The following is a 19,681-nucleotide window of genomic DNA, read 5'->3' on the forward strand; positions in this document are numbered from 1 at the left end:
TCTGATGTACAATAAGTGAATTATCTCAATTGAACCATAATAACCAGTCTGGAGTGATAGGTATGGCTTTTACAATATGTGTGTTCGCCGGTTCGAATCCAGGTCTTAATTCAGAATATACAGAAATGGCTAGAGAGTTGGGTTATCATATAGCTGCACAAGGTTGTAGGCTGGTTTATGGAGGTTCAAGAAATGGCCTGATGGGACAGGTGGCAGACGGAGTGTTGGCAAATGGTGGTGAAGTCGTCGGTATCATGCCAGTGGATCTTTTTAAAGATGAAATCAGGCATTCTGGGCTAACGAATCTGATTGAGGTCTCTAGTATGCATGAACGAAAGGCCGTTATGAGCGGTATGGCTGATGCGTTTATTGCCCTGCCGGGTGGTCTCGGAACCTTTGATGAGTTATTTGAAATTCTATGCTGGATGCAGATTGGGATTCATCAGAAGCCTATAGGGTTGCTGAATATAAGAGGTTATTTTAATCCACTGTTAGCCATGATCACTCACAGTGTAAGTGAAGGGTTTGCTCCAAAAAATGCGTTGAAAATGTTAGATATGAACTCTGATCCCGAATATTTGCTTGAACTGATGAGAGGTCAAGTTGATTATAGTAATAAAGGTTTTGGGAACGCTAGATTTCCATCACAGCGTTAGATTCTAGGCTTCCACTGCTATAGGGAGCAAATGAACGGTTTACACAATAAGGACGTAAACACTTAACGGTGATTGCGTCCTTATTATTATTTTTTTAAAAAAATCATTCATTAATAGGGGGAAGGTTTATGATTCAAAAATTAGGTTTTGCGATTGACGACCGTTTGTTAATTATTAATGCCGACGATTTTGGAATAACTAAAGGAACTAATGAAGCTATTGTTAACTTATTTGAAGAAAAAGCTATAACATCCACATCTATTATGATCCCTTGCCCAGACTCAAATGAAGCAATGGAGATTGTCAATAGTAAAGGGATAAAGAATATTGGAATTCATCTAACTTTAACAAGCAGCGAGAAACATCTGTATCAACCAGTATTCAAAGAAAGAAATTTAAATAGTTTAATTACGGCGGAAGGATATTTTCATCAAGATGCCACTCTTCTGGAAAGAAACGCTGCTGCTAATGAGGTTAAATTAGAGATGGAATCGCAGATCCAAAGTGCAATTGTACAAGGCATTGATCCAACTCATCTGGATAGTCATGGTGGAAGCATTATGGGGTTATTCACAGGGCGAGATTTTATAGAAATAACATTTGATTTATGTGAAAAGTACCAACTACCCTTTAATTTACCTAGTAGGATCTTAGACCAACCATTCTTTAATAATGATCAATTGGGATTGTTTCAAAAAAGAATTTCTTCAGCAAAAGAGAGGGGGATTTTATTAATCGATGATATAGTTTCTCTTCCATATTGTTTTAACCCCACTGCTGAGTACAGCAAAATGAAAAGGAGATTAACTGATCTATTAAAGAATCTAAAACCTGGAGTAACCCAGTTAACTATACATCCTTCTAAAAAAACAGAGCAGTTAATAGCGATAACGGAATGTTATACAGAAAGAGAATTGGAGTATCTTCTTCTAAATGATATTGAAATTAAGCAAGTGATTACTAATGAGCAAATCAAACTTATTTCGTGGAGAGACATTCGTGATTTACAAAGAGGTATTTAGCGCATTGCAAAAAGGGATCATTTAAATTTGTTTAAACAGAAAGTTATAAAAGTGATTAAACTTTGGAGAAGCTGGGTAAGTAACCATATGCAATTAAGCGAAAATAGAAATTTCAGGAACGACACGGAAGGAGGTTGGAATTCAATGAATGTGATGGTACATAATCTTATGGCTTACAATCATCAGTTTTTTAGACCTCAGCCCGTGGTCAATCCTAAACAAGAGAGATCTAATAAGAAGAAGCAGAGTTTTCAGGAAGTCTTGAATGAAAAAATGAAAGTGTATGGCACATACAAAAATATTAAGTAAGAGCTACTACATATGTCTGCTGAAAAAAGCCGGAACGCATTGATCCCAAGGGTCACTGTGTTCCGGCTTTTTTTAGGGTCTAACCTCATAAAATTGGCAACTCTTACGAGCGTAATAAGTCAGATCGCTAACCCTCGACTGAATAACTACATCAGAATCGGTGAAGCGGACAACAGTGGCCCCTGAATTCACCAAATGATCGTCCTGAAATACACGAACAGGTAGTTTGCGGTCAACGGCTTCTTGGAAATCGCTGTCTGTTAGCAGCGGGCGGTTAATTGGCATAAGTATTTAACTCCTTTTGATCATTTAATGAAGTTAGAAATAAAAATAGTATACCTGTGGAAGCATGAGAAATCCAATATAAATGAAGCTGACGAACATTTTATGAGCAGCACATTTGGACAAAATTCTATACGCCCATCCCAGACATAACATAGTTATGAATGTATTAAGGGGGTCTAGATATGCATTGGCTTTCCATCATCATTATTGGGTTGGCTTCAAATTTGGATAACTTAGGAATAGGCGTTTCCTTTGGTGCTAGGTCCACAAGAATTACACCATTTTCTAATCTGATTATTGCTGTTCTGTCGATGCTGGCTACCTTCCTTTCAATTACCTCAGGAGAATATGTATCAGAATATTTCTCGGAGGCACTTGGCAATGCCATCGGTGGCTGCTTGATTCTGTTTATGGGAATCTGGAGTATTAGAACTGTGTATAAGAAACCAACTTCAAGTGTAAGCATGGATATAGAGGCCAACGTGCTCAGCACATCATCTACAGATACTGGCTATCGTCATGTTTTAAAATGGCAAGAATCGGTGTGGTTGGGTGTGGCGCTAGCTATCAATTGTATTGCTACAGGCTTTGGAGCAGGGATCAGCGGCGTGAACGCAACATTCACAGCGATCTCAGTGGGTGCCTTTTCGTTTATCACTGTTGCTGCCGGAATGAAAATCGGGAATCGAATGTCCAAAACTTGGCTAGGTAAACATTCTGATCTTATCGGTGGATTGTTATTAGTAGGCATAGGTCTGTATGAAATATTGATTTAAGGAAGGTCAAAGATACGAAGTAAATGTTTAAGACCACATTCAATTGAATGTGGTTTGTTAGCAACGATTTTTGAACGCTTGCTGGAAAATCTAACGAAAACAATCACAAACCGTTAATCGTGGAACTCATATCGACGGCATTGTAGATGTAGTTAGCTGCAGCGGTACATTCGTAGTCTCTTAACAATGTCCTACCCTATCACCCGGTTTTTGGATATACTTGGTATATTAATATATTGGAGGTCAGACATTGAAAAAGAAGATTATCGAAACTTTAGGGCATAATGCTACCGATGACAGCGCGCAAGCTACAGAGCTGGAGAAGAGGCATGAATAGAAAAACACTTTATTTGATGCTCCTAGTCATATCTTTATCAGCATGTTCTTCAAATGTGCAGAATACACCACCGGAACCCACGAAATCACCAGAAGAAGTCAATAAAGCATTATCCGGTCTGATTGAGGAGAGGGATGAGTTTGGAGAATTCTCAGTCTATTATGCACAAACAACCATTGATAACATAGACAAGAATGATTTTTACGTTTATTTCATAAAAAACGAAGAAGGTATTGTCTCAAATCTTCATTATGTGGTTGATTATATAGGTAATCGTCAGATTGACACAAAGTGGATTCAGATTAGAGCAGATGATGAAGTTTTTGAAGTTACTAATAATGCGGGAATTCTAATAAAGAAATCATTTTCTTATAGTACTGTACGTGAAGTTTATGAAGATACTGTTTATCTTAAAGATTTAAAGATGATAAAGGCGATGGCTAATGCCGAGAAAACAATTGTGCGATTGACAGGATTGGGTTTATACCAGGAAGACATAGTACTGAGTAAACGTCAGAAACAGGCCATGCTAAACGTTCTCAGAGCCTATAAAAACGCTGGTGGGGAAAACAAATTTTATGGTAATGAACTTTGAGTCCTCTTATGAGGGCTTTTTTTAATTGAATCAGAAGTATTTCCACCATAAATCGGAAGTTTGCCTCCTCAAAAAAAGAATATAAACCCTGTACACTAAATCTTGTAAGAGAAACCTTTGAAAGGGGTACAGGGGAATGAATAAAGTAAAACACTTGGCGCTTTCGTTAGTCGCTATCATGCTTGTAGGTTCACTGGCAGCATGCGGAGGCAACAACGCCGAGAATAATGCATCGAGTAAAAATACAGGTAACAACGCAGCAAGCACAAGTGAACCTGCAAAAGACGAGGGTACTGAGCCTGCTGAGAAAATCGAACTTTCTTTCTGGACACTCGGTAACGTGAACTACGAGGATCTAGCGAAAGAGTACACGAAGGAACATCCAAACGTTACGATCAAGGTTCAAAATACCGGTGACCAAACGGCTCACCATAATAATTTGACCACTGCTTTATCGGCGGGGTCGGGCGCACCAGATATTTTCCAACTTGAAATCGGTTTCATGGAGCGTTTTATCAATGCACAGGATAAATTCTATAACCTGAATGATCTCGGAGCCAAAGATATTCAAGCGAACTATCTGGATTGGAAATGGAAACAAGCCTCTTCCGTAGATGGAAGCTTCCAGCTGGGTCTTCCTACAGATATCGGTCCAACGGTTGTGTATTACAGAACAGATTTGGCTGAAGAAGCGGGATTGCCAAGTGACTCCGAGGGATTCGGCGCAGCGATTGATACTTGGGACAAGTTCGCAGCTGTAGCCAAAGCTTTCAAGGAAAAGACAGGCAAACCTTTTGTAGACCTTACTGATCTTACATTTAACGCATTACGTGACCAATCTGCGGATGAAATCTATTTCAGCAAAGCGGATGGCAGCTTTATCGGAGACACCAATCCGCAAGTTCGCAAAGCTTATGATTTCACAGTTAAAGGTATCCAAGAAGGCTGGATCAGCAATGTGATGCTCTGGTCTCCCGAATGGGGCCAAGGCATGAACGACGGATCATTTGCAGTGGTTATGGGACCTGCTTGGATGGCAGGGAATGTTAAGAGTAATGCTCCAGACTCCACTGGCAAATGGAAAATCGCGCAGCTTCCAGAAGGTGCTGGTAACTGGGGTGGTTCGTTCCTGACACTCCCTAAAGAAGGTAAGCATTCCAAAGAAGCTTATGACTTTATCGCATGGATGGATAACAAGGATAATCAACTGGAATCATTCAAAACAAAAGGTTTGATGCCTTCCATTCCAGCACTGTACGAAGATCCGGCATTCGTAGATTTCAAAGATGAATTCTTCGGTGGACAACAAACAGCTGTTGAATTTGGTAAAGCTGCTAATCGTGTAAAACCTGTATACTACGGTCCTCTTCATGACCAAACCGATACCTTCTTCAAAAATGCACTGAAAAATGTGCTGGAGAAAAAGGCTGATCCGGCTAAAGAGTGGGATGAAGCTGTAAAACAAGCGAAAACACTGGCTGAACGCAGTTAAGACTTCTAATAAAAGCACTCTATTTCTAGAAGGTCCGGATTCATGGAGAACGGTATTCTCTATGAATTCGGATTTATCTCGCATAAACGCTTAGCGTCCTTATAGAGACGCGGAAGACGTTTTTGCTTAATACGTTAGATTACCTGGAGGTGTGACATGGCTGAGCCTGTTATTTCGAGTCCGCATGCCGAGAGCAAGCGCCCGTTTTTAACTGAACAAAGAAGGAGCCGCATCACCGCTTATACTTTCATTTCTCCTTTTTTTATTCTGTTCTCGATATTTGGACTATATCCGATCTTCTTTACGATCTACCTCTCATTCTTTAAATGGGATGCCTTGAATCCTATGAAATTCGTAGGAATGAAAAATTATGAATTGGTCACAAGCGACCCTACCTTTTGGATTTCTTTTAGCAACACCTTAATTATGGGACTGCTCGGAACTGTTCCACAGATCCTATTGGCGCTTTTGATTGCCGTATTGTTGAATTCGGGGATGACTCGTTTCAAGAAAACGTTCCGTGTTCTCTTTTTCATGCCCAATATTACGTCTATCGTTGCGGTTACCCTGGTGTTTAGTACGCTGTTTGGGAACAACGGGATGATCAACTGGATGCTCAGTGGTTTAGGGCTTGATAGTGTGGCCTTCAACTCTGGCTGGTGGGGGGTCAAAATCGCGATCTCAACCATGGTGATGTGGCGCTGGACAGGGTATAATGCCATTATTTTTCTATCAGGACTTCAAAGTATTCCGACGGATTTGTATGAAGCAGCCCGTATTGATGGAGCGAACAGAAGGCAACAATTAACCTTCATTACATTGCCATTACTGAAACCGTTCATCGTATTTGTCACTTTGCTATCGACTATAGGCGCCCTGCAGCTGTTCACTGAGCCTTATGTATTCTTAGGACAATCAGGAACGGGATCTACACGCCAGGAAGGCATCACTATGGTTACCTATTTGTACAGCGAGGCATTCCGCAATGGATTCTTCGGTACGGCGGCGGCTACGGCAGTCCTGCTGTTTGTGGTCACGATTATATTTTCTGTCCTTAATATGCTGGTTTCAAGCCGCATGGGTGGAGATACAGGAGGGGGTAAAGCGTGAGTACTGTGCGTCTATTAAAAAAAGATCCGGATGATCTTGGGATTTTCGGCAAAGTAGGATTTTATCTCATTCTGATTCTTGGTGCACTCGTGTCCATCTTTCCTTTTTACTGGATGTTTGTAGTTGGCACAAATGATAGGGGCGCAGTATTCCATGTCCCCCCTTTGCTTACGGTTGGGAACCAGTTTTTTGATAATTTCCAGCGGGTTCTGGATAAAACGGATTTCTTCCAAGCCCTTGGAAACTCATTATTCGTCTCGTCTATGGTAACCATATCGGTCGTATTTTTCTGTACACTGGCTGGTTATGCTTTTGCTAAATATGAATTCCCGTTTAAAAATATTCTATTTTACTTTGTTATTGCCACTCTATTTGTACCCCAGCAGCTTGGTGTGTTACCTACTTATGTAATTATGGCCAAGCTCCACTGGATCGACTCTTTCAAGGCGCTGATTGTTCCGGCAATGGTTAATGCCTTTGGGATCTTTTGGATGCGGCAGTATATCTCTACAGCTGTACATACGGAACTGATCGAAGCTGGACGGATTGATGGCGGAGGACATTTCCGGATCTTCTGGAACATCGCCATTCCAGTTATCACTCCAGCTATGGCAACTCTAGGCATACTGAATTTTATGACCGTATGGAATGACTTCTTCTGGCCTTTGGTCGTGTTAAAGAACCAAGAACATTTTACAATACAAATCGCGCTCCAGCAGTTATTCTCCAATCGCGACGGTCTGGATTATGGAATGATCATGTCAGCTACGTTTACGGCGACCTTGCCACTGCTGATCGTCTTCCTGTTATTTAGTCGTTGGGTAATTGCAGGACTAACCTCAGGAGCTATTAAGAGCTGATTTTACTTTTAACATTTACAAGGGAATGGGCGGTTTCGTGAAGAATACTAGAGGACAGAGACAGCAGGGGGAAGGGGAATACCATGAAGCTCCGCCGTAAAATCTTGTTCGCTATTATTCTTCTCGTCTTTATTCCAGTGATTCTGATGGGGATTGTTACTTACGTTAACTTCTCTAACGCTATGGAGAAAAAATCAAGTAACTTCTACTGGGTTTCACTACTCGAAACGGATCGAAAGCTCAAATTCGCCCTTAGTGAGATCTCCTCGATCTCAAATTCTGCGATCACACAACCGGTTATTCAACAATCGCTAAAGCAGACTAACTTTGTGCTCACCTATGATCGCAAGCAGGAACTCAACAATTTACTCATTAATCACCCGATGATTACTTCATTTAGTTTATATAGTAAAGATCGGTTGCTTTATCAATACAATGCGCCGATGTCCTTTGAGGAGATGAAGAAGCAGAGCTGGTTTCATACTATGGAAAGTGCTGAGGGTCGCCCTGTATGGTCAGGACCTGGTGAGAACGGTTCGGCGTTATCGGGCCATCCGGTACTTGTGCAAGCCAGAGTAATCAAAGATTATTATTCTCTTGAAGATATAGGCTATTTGGTCGTTAATGTTAAACCTGATTTACTAGATCAGATTTTCTGGGAGGCAGCAACTCTTAAGAAGGGTGATATTCTGCTGGTGAACAAGCTGGGGAATATCGTTTTTAACAAATCCGGTGAACATATTGGGCAGCGCACGCAGTTCCCTTTTTTAGAAAATGATTATGCCAAGGAACAAAACTATTACATCGACAACTATCAGGGGGAAAAATCACTCATAACCTTCCTTCCTTCACATAATAAAGACTGGTATTTGGCAGCGATTACACCGATGAATCTAATTTCTTCGGAATCTATATCTATTCGTAATATTGCGATTATTTTGAGTACGGTTTCATTGTTATCCGCCATTTTGTTTGACCGATATTTTGTTAGAAGGCTCGTTTATAGCATTAACAGCGCGGTCAACGGGATGAAACGAGTGAAGCAGGGGATTTTTACACCTATCACTACACGATATCGTGCGGATGATGAAAGTGATTTTCTGATTGATGGCTTTAACCGGATGAGCACACAGATCAACGAATTGATTGTGCAAGTGCAGACGGAGCAGGGTCGCAAAAAGGAAGCGGAAATGAAGGCATTAATGGCGCAGATTAATCCTCATTTTATTTATAATTCACTAGAATCGATTAATTCGATGGCCGTGCTGCAAGGTAATAAAGATATTAGTAAAATGGTCATTTCACTCGGTAAGCTGCTGCGAATCAGTATTAGTCAGAATCAAGAGCTGATACCGCTGCAAATGGAGTTTGAACATGTTCGTCATTATCTGGATATTCAGAAGTTCCGTTTCGAGGATAAATTTTCGTATATTATAAATCTTCCTGAGGGTCTTAGAACGTTTATGACTCAAAAGCTGATTGTTCAGCCCATTGTAGAGAATGCATTGTACCATGCGATTGAACCGATGGAGGACCCTGGTATCATCGAAATCACAGCCTATGAAATGGGTACGGATATGATCATTATCGTAAAAGATAACGGTCCGGGCTTCGACTTAGCCAAGATGATGAATCTATGGGATAACGAGGGAGGCGGCCAGAAGAAATATAGTGACAGTGGCGTAGGGCTTAAGAATGTTCATGAGCGCCTGAATATCCGATTCGGCAGTCCATATGGCTTACTTGTGTGTTCATCCCCTGGATTTGGTTCAACGATTCGAATTCGTATACCAAAAATACTGCCATAATCGATCATACAGAGGAAACAGGGGGAGATTGACATGAAGTGGTTATTGAAGTGGGGCTGGATGTGGATATATCTAGTGCTGATATCTGGCGCTGTTCTATTTATTACGTTAGGAGATCACGAACCGATTGAAGATAACTCACCAGAAAAAATAACGCTGACCTTCCGTCATTTCTGGATCAAAGAGCATGATCGGCCACTATTGGCTATCTTTGAAGAGATCGTGGATAAATACCAAATTGCGCATCCGAATGTGAAGGTCAATTTTGAAGGACTAGACCAGACGATTCACCGTGAACAAAAACTGAAAAGCGAAATGGTTACTGGCACGCCACCAGATATGTTTGTTTTATTTGGTGGAGCTGAAATAGAGCCGTACGTGCGCTCCAATCGGCTGGTTGATCTGACTGATTTTGTCCGAGAGAACGGTCTAACCAATCAATTCAAGGATCTGCATCTATGGACCTTTGACAACCATATTTATGGATTGCCCATCGAAGGAAACGCTGAACCACTGTATTTCAATAAGACTATTTTCAACAAGCTTGGTCTCGGGGCGCCTACAACGCTTCAAGAACTCGATGATGTCATACTGGGGCTCAAGGCTGGAGGATATATTCCGTTTGCACTTGGGAACGAGGATCGCTGGCCTGCCGGGATCTTTGCACATTATTTAATGGATCGTTATGCTGGTTCCGAGCTGATCCAGAAGCTAATCACAGGTGAGGATCAAGCAAGCTTTCAGAATGAGTCCTATTTAAAGGCTTTCGAGCATTTGAATCAATGGATAAAAGAAGGAGCCTTCAGTACTCAGTCTAATGATCTCTCAACTGAAAATGCAGTCGGATTGTTTACAAGCGGCAAGGCTGCGATGTATTTAAACGGGAACTGGGATATCAATTTATTTTCTGGTAGTGCGGCTCCAGCTGATTTTCAGAATGAGGTAGGCGTTATTCCATTTCCTGCCTTGAAGCAAGGAGAGGAGCCTTCGATTGCGGGGGGATATACCATCGGCATCGGTCTTTCCTCCGAACTAAATGGAGCTAAACGGGAAGCCGCTTTGGATCTTATGAAGGCTTTTTACACGCAGGAAGTTCAGACCCGAATTGTATATGAAGGACTGAGAATTCCATCCATTCGTATTGCCTTTGATCCGGAGAAGACCGGTCCGGTATTCGCGCAAGTGATGGAAATGATGGAAGTGAACCGCAAGAGCTTTGTGCCTTACGATAACGTATTATCACCTGAAGTTAAGAAAATGTTCCTAAGTGTCATCGAAAAAATGATTAACGAAGAAATGTCTGCAGATCACGCTTTAAAGCTAGTGCAGGCATCATCGATGGAATACTGGAATCTGATCCAAAACTCAAGTGTTCAATAAGCATGGAGGTGCTGGAATGGATGAGATAGAAGAGAAATATAAAGTACTGCTCGTAGATGATGAGCCGATAATTCTTCGTAGTCTAAAAGTAGCTATTCCATGGGATGATCTTCAGATGGAAATTGTTGGAGAGGCTCGAAATGGAGAACTAGCCCTCCGCTTAATAGAAGAAACTACACCGCATATTATAATCAGCGATATCCGTATGCCTGTGATTGACGGAATCACTTTGATGAAGGAAGTATTACCAAAGAATTCTAAGCTGGTATTTATCTTTATAAGTGGTTATGGGGAGTTCGAATATGCGAGAGAAGCTTTGCGTCAGGGAGCCTTTGATTATTTGCTGAAGCCCATCGACCATGACGAACTGGTTGAAATGCTATACCGAGCGAAAACGAGGCTGGATGAGCAAAAAGAGAACGATCAGATGATGCATTCCGTTCAGATGCTGTCGATGCTAGCTCGTGAACGGATGTTTGCTGAAATTACTTTGGGAAATGCAAGGCCGCTTGAGCACCTGAAATGGCTGGAGAACAGTGAACTTGAGAGTGGATATTTCATGGCTGTTGTCCAATTGGATGATTATTCTGTACTTACTGGGCAGTGGAGCGTGGAAGAAAAGCGGCTGTGGTTGTTTGCGATCCGTAATATTGTTGAAGAGTGGTCGCTGGAACATGGAGTACTTACAGTCTTTCCTTTTCATAACGGGGAGTGGATATTGCTCTTTCCTGGATCTTTAAGCGCGAGCAGAAGAGAACTAGGTGAACATTTAATTACAGGGATCAAAAGATACTCCAAGCTAAGCTGCTCTGTAGGAATCAGCCGCTGTACACAAGGGATTGATCAATTAAGTACGGTGTATCCATTGGCTGCGAAGGCTCTGTATCAACGTTTCTATTATGGTCTTGCCGGGGTGTATATAGATGAGGAAACAACCTTTGCAGGCAATACAGAAGTGAAATATCCAAAAGAGCTGGAGACCTCGTTGATAGAGAGTATTCGTACCTTGAATAGAAACCAAATGTCATCATTGTTTGATGAGTTGGCATTATATATTGAAGCTCAAGCAATTCCTAAAGAGATAGCAGAACGTCTTCTCGTGGAAATGGTCGTTGTGTTATACAGACATTTTGAACATTTGAATCTAAATTCGGATTGGTCTCTACATGGGTTACTAAGCAAGCTGCACCATTTGGTTACCTTGAGTGAAATGATGTCTGCGTTGAAGGAAGAATTTGGGGAGCGATTGGATCAAGGTAGTAAACCTGTGAATCGGGAAGACACACGCAGTTCCATCGAGAAGACAAAACGTTATATCGAGAGTAATTACTATAAAGACTTAAGTATTGAAGAAGTATCGGAGCTTGCCGATCTTAGTGTCAGTCATTTTTGTACTTTATTTAAACAAATAACAGGCTATACATTCTTGGAGTATGTGACTCACTGTCGAATGGAGAAGGCGAAGGATATATTGCAAAGTAGTAATGTGAAGGTATATCAGATCGCTCCACTAGTTGGTTATCAGGATCCACGATATTTTACTCAAGTCTTTAAAAAAGCTAGCGGTCAGACGCCTACGGAATATCGTGAAGAGCATACGAGGCAGGTTAATTAACGAAGAGGTACGCAGGTTGCATAGCAAAAGGGGGGGGAATAGGGCATAAGTATGACATTTATCATACCCTTTACTTGATGTTTATGACTTATAGGATGACACTTTATCTCCTATACTTAGGATAGATAAAAAGATCCTTAGCCAGACACATCAAGGAGGAAACGATAAAGATGACTACAAAACAGACATCACAGCTCTCCAGTCTTAAAAAAAGTGTAGCCCCTTACGAAAAAAACGACCGCAATGCGAGCATAAGACAGCTCATTAATACTTTAGGACCACTTGTGCTGTTATGGGGCGGAGCTTATTTCTCTTTATCCGTTTCCTACTGGCTCACCCTTTTGTTGGCCATTCCTGCAGCAGGATTTGTAATCCGAACTTTTATTATTTTCCATGACTGTACACATGGTTCGTTCTTTAAGAATCGTAGAGCGAATGACATTATCGGAACGATTACAGGTGTACTGACACTTGTTCCTTATCGGCAGTGGAAGCATAGTCATTCCATTCATCACGCCAGCTCCAGTAACCTCGATAAAAGAGGGATTGGTGACATATGGATTATGACTGTCGATGAATATGAAGCAGCTTCATCCTGGAAACGTCTGTATTACCGGATTTACCGTAATCCACTCGTGATGTTCGGTTTAGGACCTATTGCTGTTTTTATGATTCAATATCGGTTTAATGCTAAAGGCGCTAGACGTAAAGAACGGATGAATACCTATTTAACTAATGTATCTATCGCAGCTCTCTACGGTTTGCTTATTTGGGCGATCGGCTGGCAAGCCTTTATTATGGTGCAATTGCCAATAGCCTTTGTATCCGGTTTTCTCGGAATATGGTTGTTCTATGTTCAGCATCAGTTCGAGGATTCCTACTTCGAGAATGAATCGGAGTGGAGTTATGTTATGGCTGCAGTAGAGGGAAGCTCATATTACAAGCTACCTAAGCTATTGCAATGGATCACAGGGAACATCGGGTTCCACCATGTCCATCATTTAAGTCCAAAGGTACCCAACTATAATTTAGAAAAAGCACATAATGCAACGCCACCATTGCAAAAGGCGACGACCATAACGCTTAGCACTAGCTTGAAGGCTCTACACTTCCGTCTTTGGGATGAGGAGAATAAGTGCTTCATCAGCTTTAAAGAGGTAAAGTCGAGACTAAGCAAACCTAAGGTAGCGGGAGAAGTCCTGCAAGTTCATAAGACTAGACTCCAAGGAGAATAATAACTATAGGTTCGAACAAAATAGGAGTATAAAGAAAGGTTAGAGCCGGAGAAATCATTCGTGGCTCTAATCTTTTTCTATTTATCGTAGTGGTTCAACAGATTTTCACTGAATTTGTGCTAGAATAAGGAGAGTAATGTATGGTAAAAAGGAGAGCGGTCATGCAAAAGTGGCATCATATTTTTCATAAAAGCACAGGTCTCAGCCCTTATGTGTGGGTCGTTTTTTACATTCTACCGTTTTATTTTATATTTCGCTCCTCCTCTACCTACCAAGTAGTTTGGGGAATCTTGATGATTGCTGTATTTTTTGTTTGTTATGTGCTTTCCTTTGTTTCTAAGGGGTGGCTGGTTTATTTCTGGACGAGTGTCCAAATTATAGTTTCTATAACAATGACGCTTTTGTTCGGATATATGTATTTTGCACTTTTTCTAGCCTTTTTTATTGGGAATATACAGAATCGAGTAGGGTTCTTCACACTGTACTCTATTCATCTGCTAACTACGATCATTACAATCAATTATGAGCTGCTCTCGCGTAATTCAGTGTTTATTAGCCAGCTTCCGTTCGTCCTTGTTAGCATGATTGCAGTGATTCTTCTACCCATCACTACCTACAACCGTAACAATCAAGAGAAGCTGCAAGACCAATTGGAAGATGCCAATAAACGGATATCCGAACTCGTTAAGCTTGAAGAACGACAACGAATTTCGCGTGATCTTCATGATACATTAGGTCAGAAGCTTTCATTAATTGGTCTGAAGAGTGATTTGGCAGGAAAGCTAATCGACTCTAATCCTACCCAAGCAAAAGCAGAGATCAATGATGTTCGACAAACGGCGAGAAGTGCGCTGAAAGAGGTTCGTGAGATGGTTACACGAATGCGTGGCATTCGGCTTGAAGATGAACTGATTCATATTCAGCAGTTCCTTGCGGCTGCGGAGATTGATTATATGCTGGAGGGGAACCCGAAGCTAACAAACACCTCATTGATTACGGAGAATGTCCTCAGCATGTGTATAAAGGAAGCTGTCACTAATGTTGTGAAGCATAGTGGGGCAAAGTCTTGCTCTATTCTGATTGAACCCTCACGCACGGATCTAGTCATTAAAGTGAAAGATGACGGGACCGGTATACCTGGGAACGATCTTTATTTTAAAGGTCATGGGCTGCAAGGCATGAGAGAGCGTCTTGAATTTGTGAATGGCTGTATGGATATCGTGAGAGATAGCGGGACTACAATTGTGATTAAAGTACCCAATGCATTCAAACATCAGGAACAGGAGGTCATCCTATAATGATTAAAATTGTAATCGCTGAGGATCAACGAATGCTCCTCGGGGCGTTGGCTTCTTTGCTTGATTTAGAAGAGGATATGAAGGTCGTAGGCCGAGCAAGTAATGGGGAAGAGGCTGTTGCAATGGTTCAGCAGCTTAAACCGGATATCTGTATTATGGATATTGAGATGCCGGCAATGAGTGGTCTCGACGCTGCAGAAGCCCTGAAGACTAGCGGCTGCAAAACGATGATATTAACGACCTTTGCCCGGGCGGGATATTTCGAACGTGCGCTCAAAGCGGGTGTTCATGCTTATTTACTGAAGGACAGTCCTAGTGAAGAGCTGGCACTCTCTATCCGGAATGTTATGGCAGGCAGACGCATGTATGCACCGGAGCTGATGGATGAAGCCTACAGTGGTGAAGTGAATCCATTGACTCAGCGGGAGAAGGAAGTACTCGGCCTGATCGCCGATGGCAAAAATACGAAAGAAATTGCCAGCGAGCTGTACATTACCACTGGTACGGTACGGAACTACATTTCTGTTATCCTCGATAAGCTGGATGTGGGAAATCGGATTGAAGCGATCACTCGATTTAAGGAAAAAGGCTGGTTTAAATGAAAATATTAAATTTTTTAATGTTATTTTGATGTTAACACTCGCCAAATGTTCTCGACCCGTATATCATTAATTATCGGCCTATTATTCACAATAGGACAGTTAATCAAAAGGAAGTGTATTTTCTGATGTCAAGAAAGCTAAGAGCCGGCATAGTTGGCGGCACAGGTATGGTAGGACAACGTTTTATTGCCCTTCTAGAGAATCATCCTTGGTTTGAAGTAACTGCGATTGCTGCCAGTGCGAAATCTGCTGGGAAAACGTATGAAGAATCGGCCAAGGGCAGATGGAAGCTATCCACTCCAATGCCTGAGAACGTGAAGAATATTATGGTTCAAGATGCTTCTAAGGTAGAAGAAGTAGCTGCGGACGTTGACCTGATCTTTTGCGCAGTAGACATGAAAAAAGAAGAGATTAAAGCGCTCGAAGAAGCTTATGCTCGTACAGGCACTCCAGTTATCTCTAATAACTCAGCGCATCGTTGGACACCGGACGTGCCTATGGTCATTCCTGAGATTAACCCAGAGCATCTTGAGGTTATTGCGCAGCAAAGAAAACGTCTGGGCACTGAGACTGGTTTCATTGCGGTTAAACCTAACTGCTCCATTCAAAGTTATGTGCCTGCGCTTCATGCACTTAAAGAATTCAACCCTTCTAAAGTTGTAGTCACCACTTACCAAGCAATTTCGGGTGCGGGCAAGACTTTTGCTGACTGGCCTGAAATGCTAGACAACGTGATTCCTTACATTGGTGGCGAAGAAGAGAAGAGCGAGCAAGAGCCATTGCGCATCTGGGGAAGCGTACAAGAGGAAGGCATCGTAAAAAGTGAAGCGCCGACGATTACTTCGCAGTGTATCCGTGTGCCTGTAGCGGATGGACATATGGCTGCTGTATTTGTTTCTTTTGAGAAAAAGCCATCCAAAGAAGAGATTCTGAAACTCTGGAATAGCTTCAAAGGACGTCCTCAAGAGCTTGAACTGCCTAGCGCCCCTAAACAGTTCATTACTTATTTCGAAGAGGAGAACCGTCCACAGACCAAACTGGATCGTGATATTGAGAATGGTATGGGCGTATCGACGGGCAGACTTCGCGAAGATGCCATCTATGATTACAAATTCGTAGGTCTCTCCCATAACACCCTGCGCGGAGCAGCTGGCGGTGCTGTATTGATCGCTGAGCTTCTGAAAGCAGAAGGTTATATTCAGCCTAAATAAAATGGATAAGCTGTAAAGCTGATTCGAAATAGACACCCTATCAAAGCTTAGTCTTTGATGGGGTGTTTTTTAATGGATTGATTTGGTAAAATAAGTTAGGGAAGGAGCTGATATACCTGTATAAATATTTATTAGCTTTTTTATGGTTACCTTTAATACTATTCACAAGCGGATGTACATCATCAACTCAAGAGGAGCAAGAGTACGGAATATCTTCTATAAATGCTGAAATTCCTATTCCTAAGAAAGCAAAGGAAATCGAAGTGACAACAACTTCAAGTAACCCCAATATAAAAATAGGCGTAAAATACGAATTGGATAATATAGGGGGAGAATAAGGTCTCTATCGACCTGACCACTACTTTAATAAATTAGAGGATGCTGGCTGGGTGGAGTTGGAGAATAAGCGGTTAGGGCATGTGCAATTTTTCGAAAAAGAGGGTACTGTCATCGCGATTGAAATACATGAAGATACCTTTGATATTCATGAAATGAATAAAGATGCTAAATACTAATCAGAGCATCGTTAGACGAAGCTGAGCTATTACTTAAACAGAAAGTTTGAGAGTGTGGTAAAATAGATGAAGTGTATAAACTATACGAATTCTGAATGACTGACGGAGTGATAAGATGGGTGCAAAAAGTAAAGGTGGCGGCACGGGCAGAGGTACGGGGAGTAAGGGCTGGACACGCTGGAACAAAACAGCAAAACCAGTTAAACCTGCAAAAGGTGCTCCAACCACGGGTCCAGGCGCTAAAGATGCAAGTGGAAGCAAGGGCAATAACGTGAAAAAAAGCGGAAGCTCGAAATAGCTCCCTTGAAATCAATTATTCCTGAAGGTTAACATCTGATTTTGATCGTTAAAATCAGGTGTTTTTTTATGGATAGATGCAAGTATCAGTATCAGAAGGAAAGTAGGATCATCAGTGAGAATCGATAAATATATAAGCGAAACGGGCTTCTGTTCTAGAAGGGAAACGAAACGACTCATTACCGCAGGCCGGATCGCTGTTAACGGCATCGTCTGTGATGGGAATATTCTTTTAGAGCCAGAGGATATCGTATGGATTGATGGAGAGCCCATAACAAGCAGTAAAGGGGAGCCGGTATACCTCGCGCTGAATAAACCGATAGGCATCACCTGTACAGCTGCGCCAAATGTAGCTGGGAATATTATAGATTTTGTAGGTTATCCCTCACGGATCTTTGCGATCGGCAGATTAGATAAACACTCGGAAGGCCTCATTTTGTTAACCAACGATGGAGATATCGTAAACAAAATGATGCGTTCCGAGAATGGGCATGAAAAAGAATATGTAGTTCATGTAGACAAGCCAATAACGTCAGAGTTCATACATGCCATGTCTAGTGGTGTGGATATTCTTGGCGTCACAACAAAACCTTGTGAGGTCTCTCGGATCGCGGAATGTCAGTTTAGAATTATCCTAACTCAAGGCCTTAATCTGCAAATACGCAGAATGTGCAAGGAGTTAGGATATAGAGTACTAAAGCTAGAGCGTATAAGAATCATGAATATTACACTTGATAGTTTGGAGCGAGGACAATGGCGGCATTTGAGCGGAGAAGAGCTGAGTGAGCTTATGACCCGCTTAAATTAACTTCGTGAACAAATCCTCTGGCTGCCAAGGCGATGTCTTCAGCGCCCGCAATAGCTGAGATAACGGAGATACCGTCCGCACCCGCAGCTAGTACTGGTGCTGCATTGTGCACCGTGATCCCGCCTATGCCAACCAAAGGAATCGTAATGCCGCTGTTTCGTATTTCTTCAATAACTGATGTGCCTCGAACAGCTTGGGCATCCTCCTTGGAAGAGGTAGGATAAACAGGACCAATGCCCAGATAATCGGCTCCATCCGCTATCGCCTGCCGAGCTTCGGCGAGCGAATGAGCGGACACACCAACGATCTTATCCTCGCCAAGCAACTGCCTAATCGCTAGCGCAGGGGTATCATCTTGTCCTACATGAATGCCGTCCGCATCAAGGGCGATGGCTAGATCAATATCGTCATTAACGATAAAAGGGACTCCGTTAGCACGACATATCTTTTGGAGCCGTCTTCCTAAATTAAATTTAACTTGGGCAGTTAATGCCCCCGTACCTTTTTCACGAAATTGGAACATCGTTATGCCTCCCGCGACGGCTTCTTTTAATACCTTGGCTGGGGCTATCCGACAATTCACACTGCCCATAATGAAATAGACTTTTAATAAATCCCGCAGTTGATCACTGTCTATTTGTTTCAAGGTTCATCCCTCGCAATCTATTCTGATATGCAAAATGATTCGTAGGTCCATGTCCAGCCCCTATGCCCAGCTCGTCTTCAATCGCCGCTTGTATAAAAGCTTTAGCTATGTGTGTTGCTTCGGGAACGGTTTTGCCCTTGGCAAGCTCGGCAGTGACTGCTGCTGAATAGGTGCAGCCTGTGCCGTGCGTGTGTCTAGTCTGAACTCGTTGACTCTCCATAAAGATGAATTCGTGACCATCATATAGGAGATCCACAACAGCCTTAGTTGAAGTATCATGCCCACCTTTTAGCACTACATAGTTAGAGCCCATGGCATGAATTATTTTAGCTGCTTCTTTACGATCGTCTATAGTAGTGATGCTTCTGTTGGTAATCATTTCAGCCTCTGGAATATTGGGTGTCGTCACTAAGGCTAGCGGGAGGAGATGATTGATTAAGGACTGAACAGCTTCTTGCTGTAGCAGCGTGGAACCTCCTTTAGCAACCATCACAGGATCAACTACAAGATTACGCCAGCTGTATTGCTGGATCTTCTCTGCTACGATACGTATAATGTCACTGCTAAAAAGCATCCCGGTCTTCACAGCATCCGGCTTCAGATCAAGTCCAATGGAATCAAGCTGCTGAGTAATAACTTCCAGTGTCAACGGATAAACGCCTTGAACTCCGAGGGTGTTCTGGGCTGTCACAGCCGTAAGAGCACTCATTCCATATACAGAAAGCTCCTGAAAGGTTTTTAGATCTGCTTGGATGCCAGCGCCACCACCGCTATCCGAGCCGGCTATAGTTAAAGCTTTAGATATCATCATTGTTCACTCCTTA

At 42.1% G+C, this 19,681-nt stretch carries 21 protein-coding genes; 18 read left to right on the forward strand and 3 right to left on the reverse strand.

Translation table 11 applies throughout. The annotated features are described in order from the left end of the window. Nucleotides 1-62 precede the first annotated feature (62 nt). From NSS87_RS12680 to NSS87_RS12690, 3 genes are all read left to right on the forward strand, one after another. A complete protein-coding gene (locus tag NSS87_RS12680; protein WP_339247522.1) occupies nt 63-656 on the forward strand; it encodes a TIGR00730 family Rossman fold protein in 594 nt (197 codons plus the stop codon). Nucleotides 657-784: 128 nt separating this feature from the next. Continuing rightward, nucleotides 785-1,678, forward strand: coding sequence for a polysaccharide deacetylase family protein (locus tag NSS87_RS12685; protein ID WP_339247524.1), 894 nt, complete (start codon nt 785-787; stop codon nt 1,676-1,678). Nucleotides 1,679-1,822: 144 nt separating this feature from the next. After that, entirely contained in the window at nt 1,823-1,987 is a 165-nt protein-coding gene (locus tag NSS87_RS12690; RefSeq protein WP_188114458.1) for a hypothetical protein, read from the forward strand. Nucleotides 1,988-2,059: 72 nt separating this feature from the next. Here the strand turns inward: NSS87_RS12690 and NSS87_RS12695 are convergent, their stop codons facing one another. Then, entirely contained in the window at nt 2,060-2,272 is a 213-nt protein-coding gene (locus NSS87_RS12695) for a hypothetical protein (protein WP_042187476.1), read from the reverse strand. Between the two features lie 182 nt (nt 2,273-2,454). Here NSS87_RS12695 and NSS87_RS12700 point away from each other — a divergent pair, with 182 nt between their 5' ends. From NSS87_RS12700 to NSS87_RS12770, 15 genes are all read left to right on the forward strand, one after another. Then, nucleotides 2,455-3,048, forward strand: a complete 594-nt coding sequence (locus tag NSS87_RS12700; protein WP_042187478.1) for a manganese efflux pump — start codon at nt 2,455-2,457, stop codon at nt 3,046-3,048. A gap of 329 nt (nt 3,049-3,377) precedes the next feature. Then, a complete protein-coding gene (locus NSS87_RS12705; RefSeq protein WP_042187480.1) occupies nt 3,378-3,980 on the forward strand; it encodes a hypothetical protein in 603 nt (200 codons plus the stop codon). Nucleotides 3,981-4,116: 136 nt separating this feature from the next. Next, nucleotides 4,117-5,472, forward strand: coding sequence for an extracellular solute-binding protein (locus NSS87_RS12710; RefSeq protein ID WP_042187481.1), 1,356 nt, complete (start codon nt 4,117-4,119; stop codon nt 5,470-5,472). Between the two features lie 156 nt (nt 5,473-5,628). Continuing rightward, nucleotides 5,629-6,582 carry a sugar ABC transporter permease gene (locus tag NSS87_RS12715; RefSeq protein ID WP_042187483.1) on the forward strand — a complete coding sequence of 318 codons (954 nt, stop codon included), beginning with the start codon at nt 5,629-5,631 and terminating at the stop codon, nt 6,580-6,582. Beyond that, a complete protein-coding gene (locus NSS87_RS12720; RefSeq protein WP_094868591.1) occupies nt 6,579-7,442 on the forward strand; it encodes a carbohydrate ABC transporter permease in 864 nt (287 codons plus the stop codon). Before NSS87_RS12715 ends, NSS87_RS12720 begins: the two co-directional genes overlap by 4 nt. A gap of 83 nt (nt 7,443-7,525) precedes the next feature. Further along, the gene (locus tag NSS87_RS12725; RefSeq protein WP_042187488.1) at nt 7,526-9,250 is read left to right on the forward strand and encodes a sensor histidine kinase; all 1,725 of its coding nucleotides are present in this window, start codon (nt 7,526-7,528) and stop codon (nt 9,248-9,250) included. Between the two features lie 33 nt (nt 9,251-9,283). Continuing rightward, the gene (locus tag NSS87_RS12730) at nt 9,284-10,630 is read left to right on the forward strand and encodes an extracellular solute-binding protein (RefSeq protein WP_042187490.1); all 1,347 of its coding nucleotides are present in this window, start codon (nt 9,284-9,286) and stop codon (nt 10,628-10,630) included. A gap of 16 nt (nt 10,631-10,646) precedes the next feature. Next, nucleotides 10,647-12,245, forward strand: coding sequence for a response regulator (locus NSS87_RS12735; protein WP_339247532.1), 1,599 nt, complete (start codon nt 10,647-10,649; stop codon nt 12,243-12,245). Nucleotides 12,246-12,415: 170 nt separating this feature from the next. Continuing rightward, complete coding sequence (locus NSS87_RS12740) at nt 12,416-13,480, forward strand: fatty acid desaturase (RefSeq protein ID WP_042187494.1); 1,065 nt, start codon at nt 12,416-12,418, stop codon at nt 13,478-13,480. 161 nt (nt 13,481-13,641) lie between these two features. After that, complete coding sequence (locus NSS87_RS12745; RefSeq protein ID WP_339248543.1) at nt 13,642-14,778, forward strand: sensor histidine kinase; 1,137 nt, start codon at nt 13,642-13,644, stop codon at nt 14,776-14,778. Further along, entirely contained in the window at nt 14,778-15,380 is a 603-nt protein-coding gene (locus NSS87_RS12750; RefSeq protein ID WP_042187498.1) for a response regulator transcription factor, read from the forward strand. Before NSS87_RS12745 ends, NSS87_RS12750 begins: the two co-directional genes overlap by 1 nt. A gap of 125 nt (nt 15,381-15,505) precedes the next feature. After that, nucleotides 15,506-16,591, forward strand: a complete 1,086-nt coding sequence (gene asd / locus NSS87_RS12755; RefSeq protein WP_076282867.1) for an aspartate-semialdehyde dehydrogenase — start codon at nt 15,506-15,508, stop codon at nt 16,589-16,591. Nucleotides 16,592-16,980: 389 nt separating this feature from the next. Further along, complete coding sequence (locus NSS87_RS12760) at nt 16,981-17,106, forward strand: hypothetical protein (protein WP_339247534.1); 126 nt, start codon at nt 16,981-16,983, stop codon at nt 17,104-17,106. Nucleotides 17,107-17,221: 115 nt separating this feature from the next. Then, nucleotides 17,222-17,404: a DUF3934 family protein gene (locus NSS87_RS12765; protein WP_042187505.1), complete on the forward strand. Its 183-nt coding sequence runs from the start codon at nt 17,222-17,224 to the stop codon at nt 17,402-17,404. A gap of 114 nt (nt 17,405-17,518) precedes the next feature. Further along, nucleotides 17,519-18,211 carry a pseudouridine synthase gene (locus NSS87_RS12770; protein ID WP_076299426.1) on the forward strand — a complete coding sequence of 231 codons (693 nt, stop codon included), beginning with the start codon at nt 17,519-17,521 and terminating at the stop codon, nt 18,209-18,211. On the opposite strand, the gene thiE is transcribed toward NSS87_RS12770, so the two are convergent. Together thiE and thiD are read right to left on the reverse strand one after the other, a co-directional pair. Beyond that, nucleotides 18,192-18,848: a thiamine phosphate synthase gene (gene thiE, locus NSS87_RS12775; RefSeq protein WP_156113226.1), complete on the reverse strand. Its 657-nt coding sequence runs from the start codon at nt 18,846-18,848 to the stop codon at nt 18,192-18,194. The genes NSS87_RS12770 and thiE overlap by 20 nt on opposite strands. After that, nucleotides 18,838-19,665: a bifunctional hydroxymethylpyrimidine kinase/phosphomethylpyrimidine kinase gene (gene thiD, locus NSS87_RS12780; protein ID WP_339248546.1), complete on the reverse strand. Its 828-nt coding sequence runs from the start codon at nt 19,663-19,665 to the stop codon at nt 18,838-18,840. Before thiD ends, thiE begins: the two co-directional genes overlap by 11 nt. Between the last annotated feature and the right edge of the window lie 16 nt (nt 19,666-19,681).

It is taken from the genome of Paenibacillus sp. FSL F4-0243 (assembly GCF_037963295.1).
Classification (GTDB): Bacteria; Bacillota; Bacilli; order Paenibacillales; family Paenibacillaceae; genus Paenibacillus_AQ.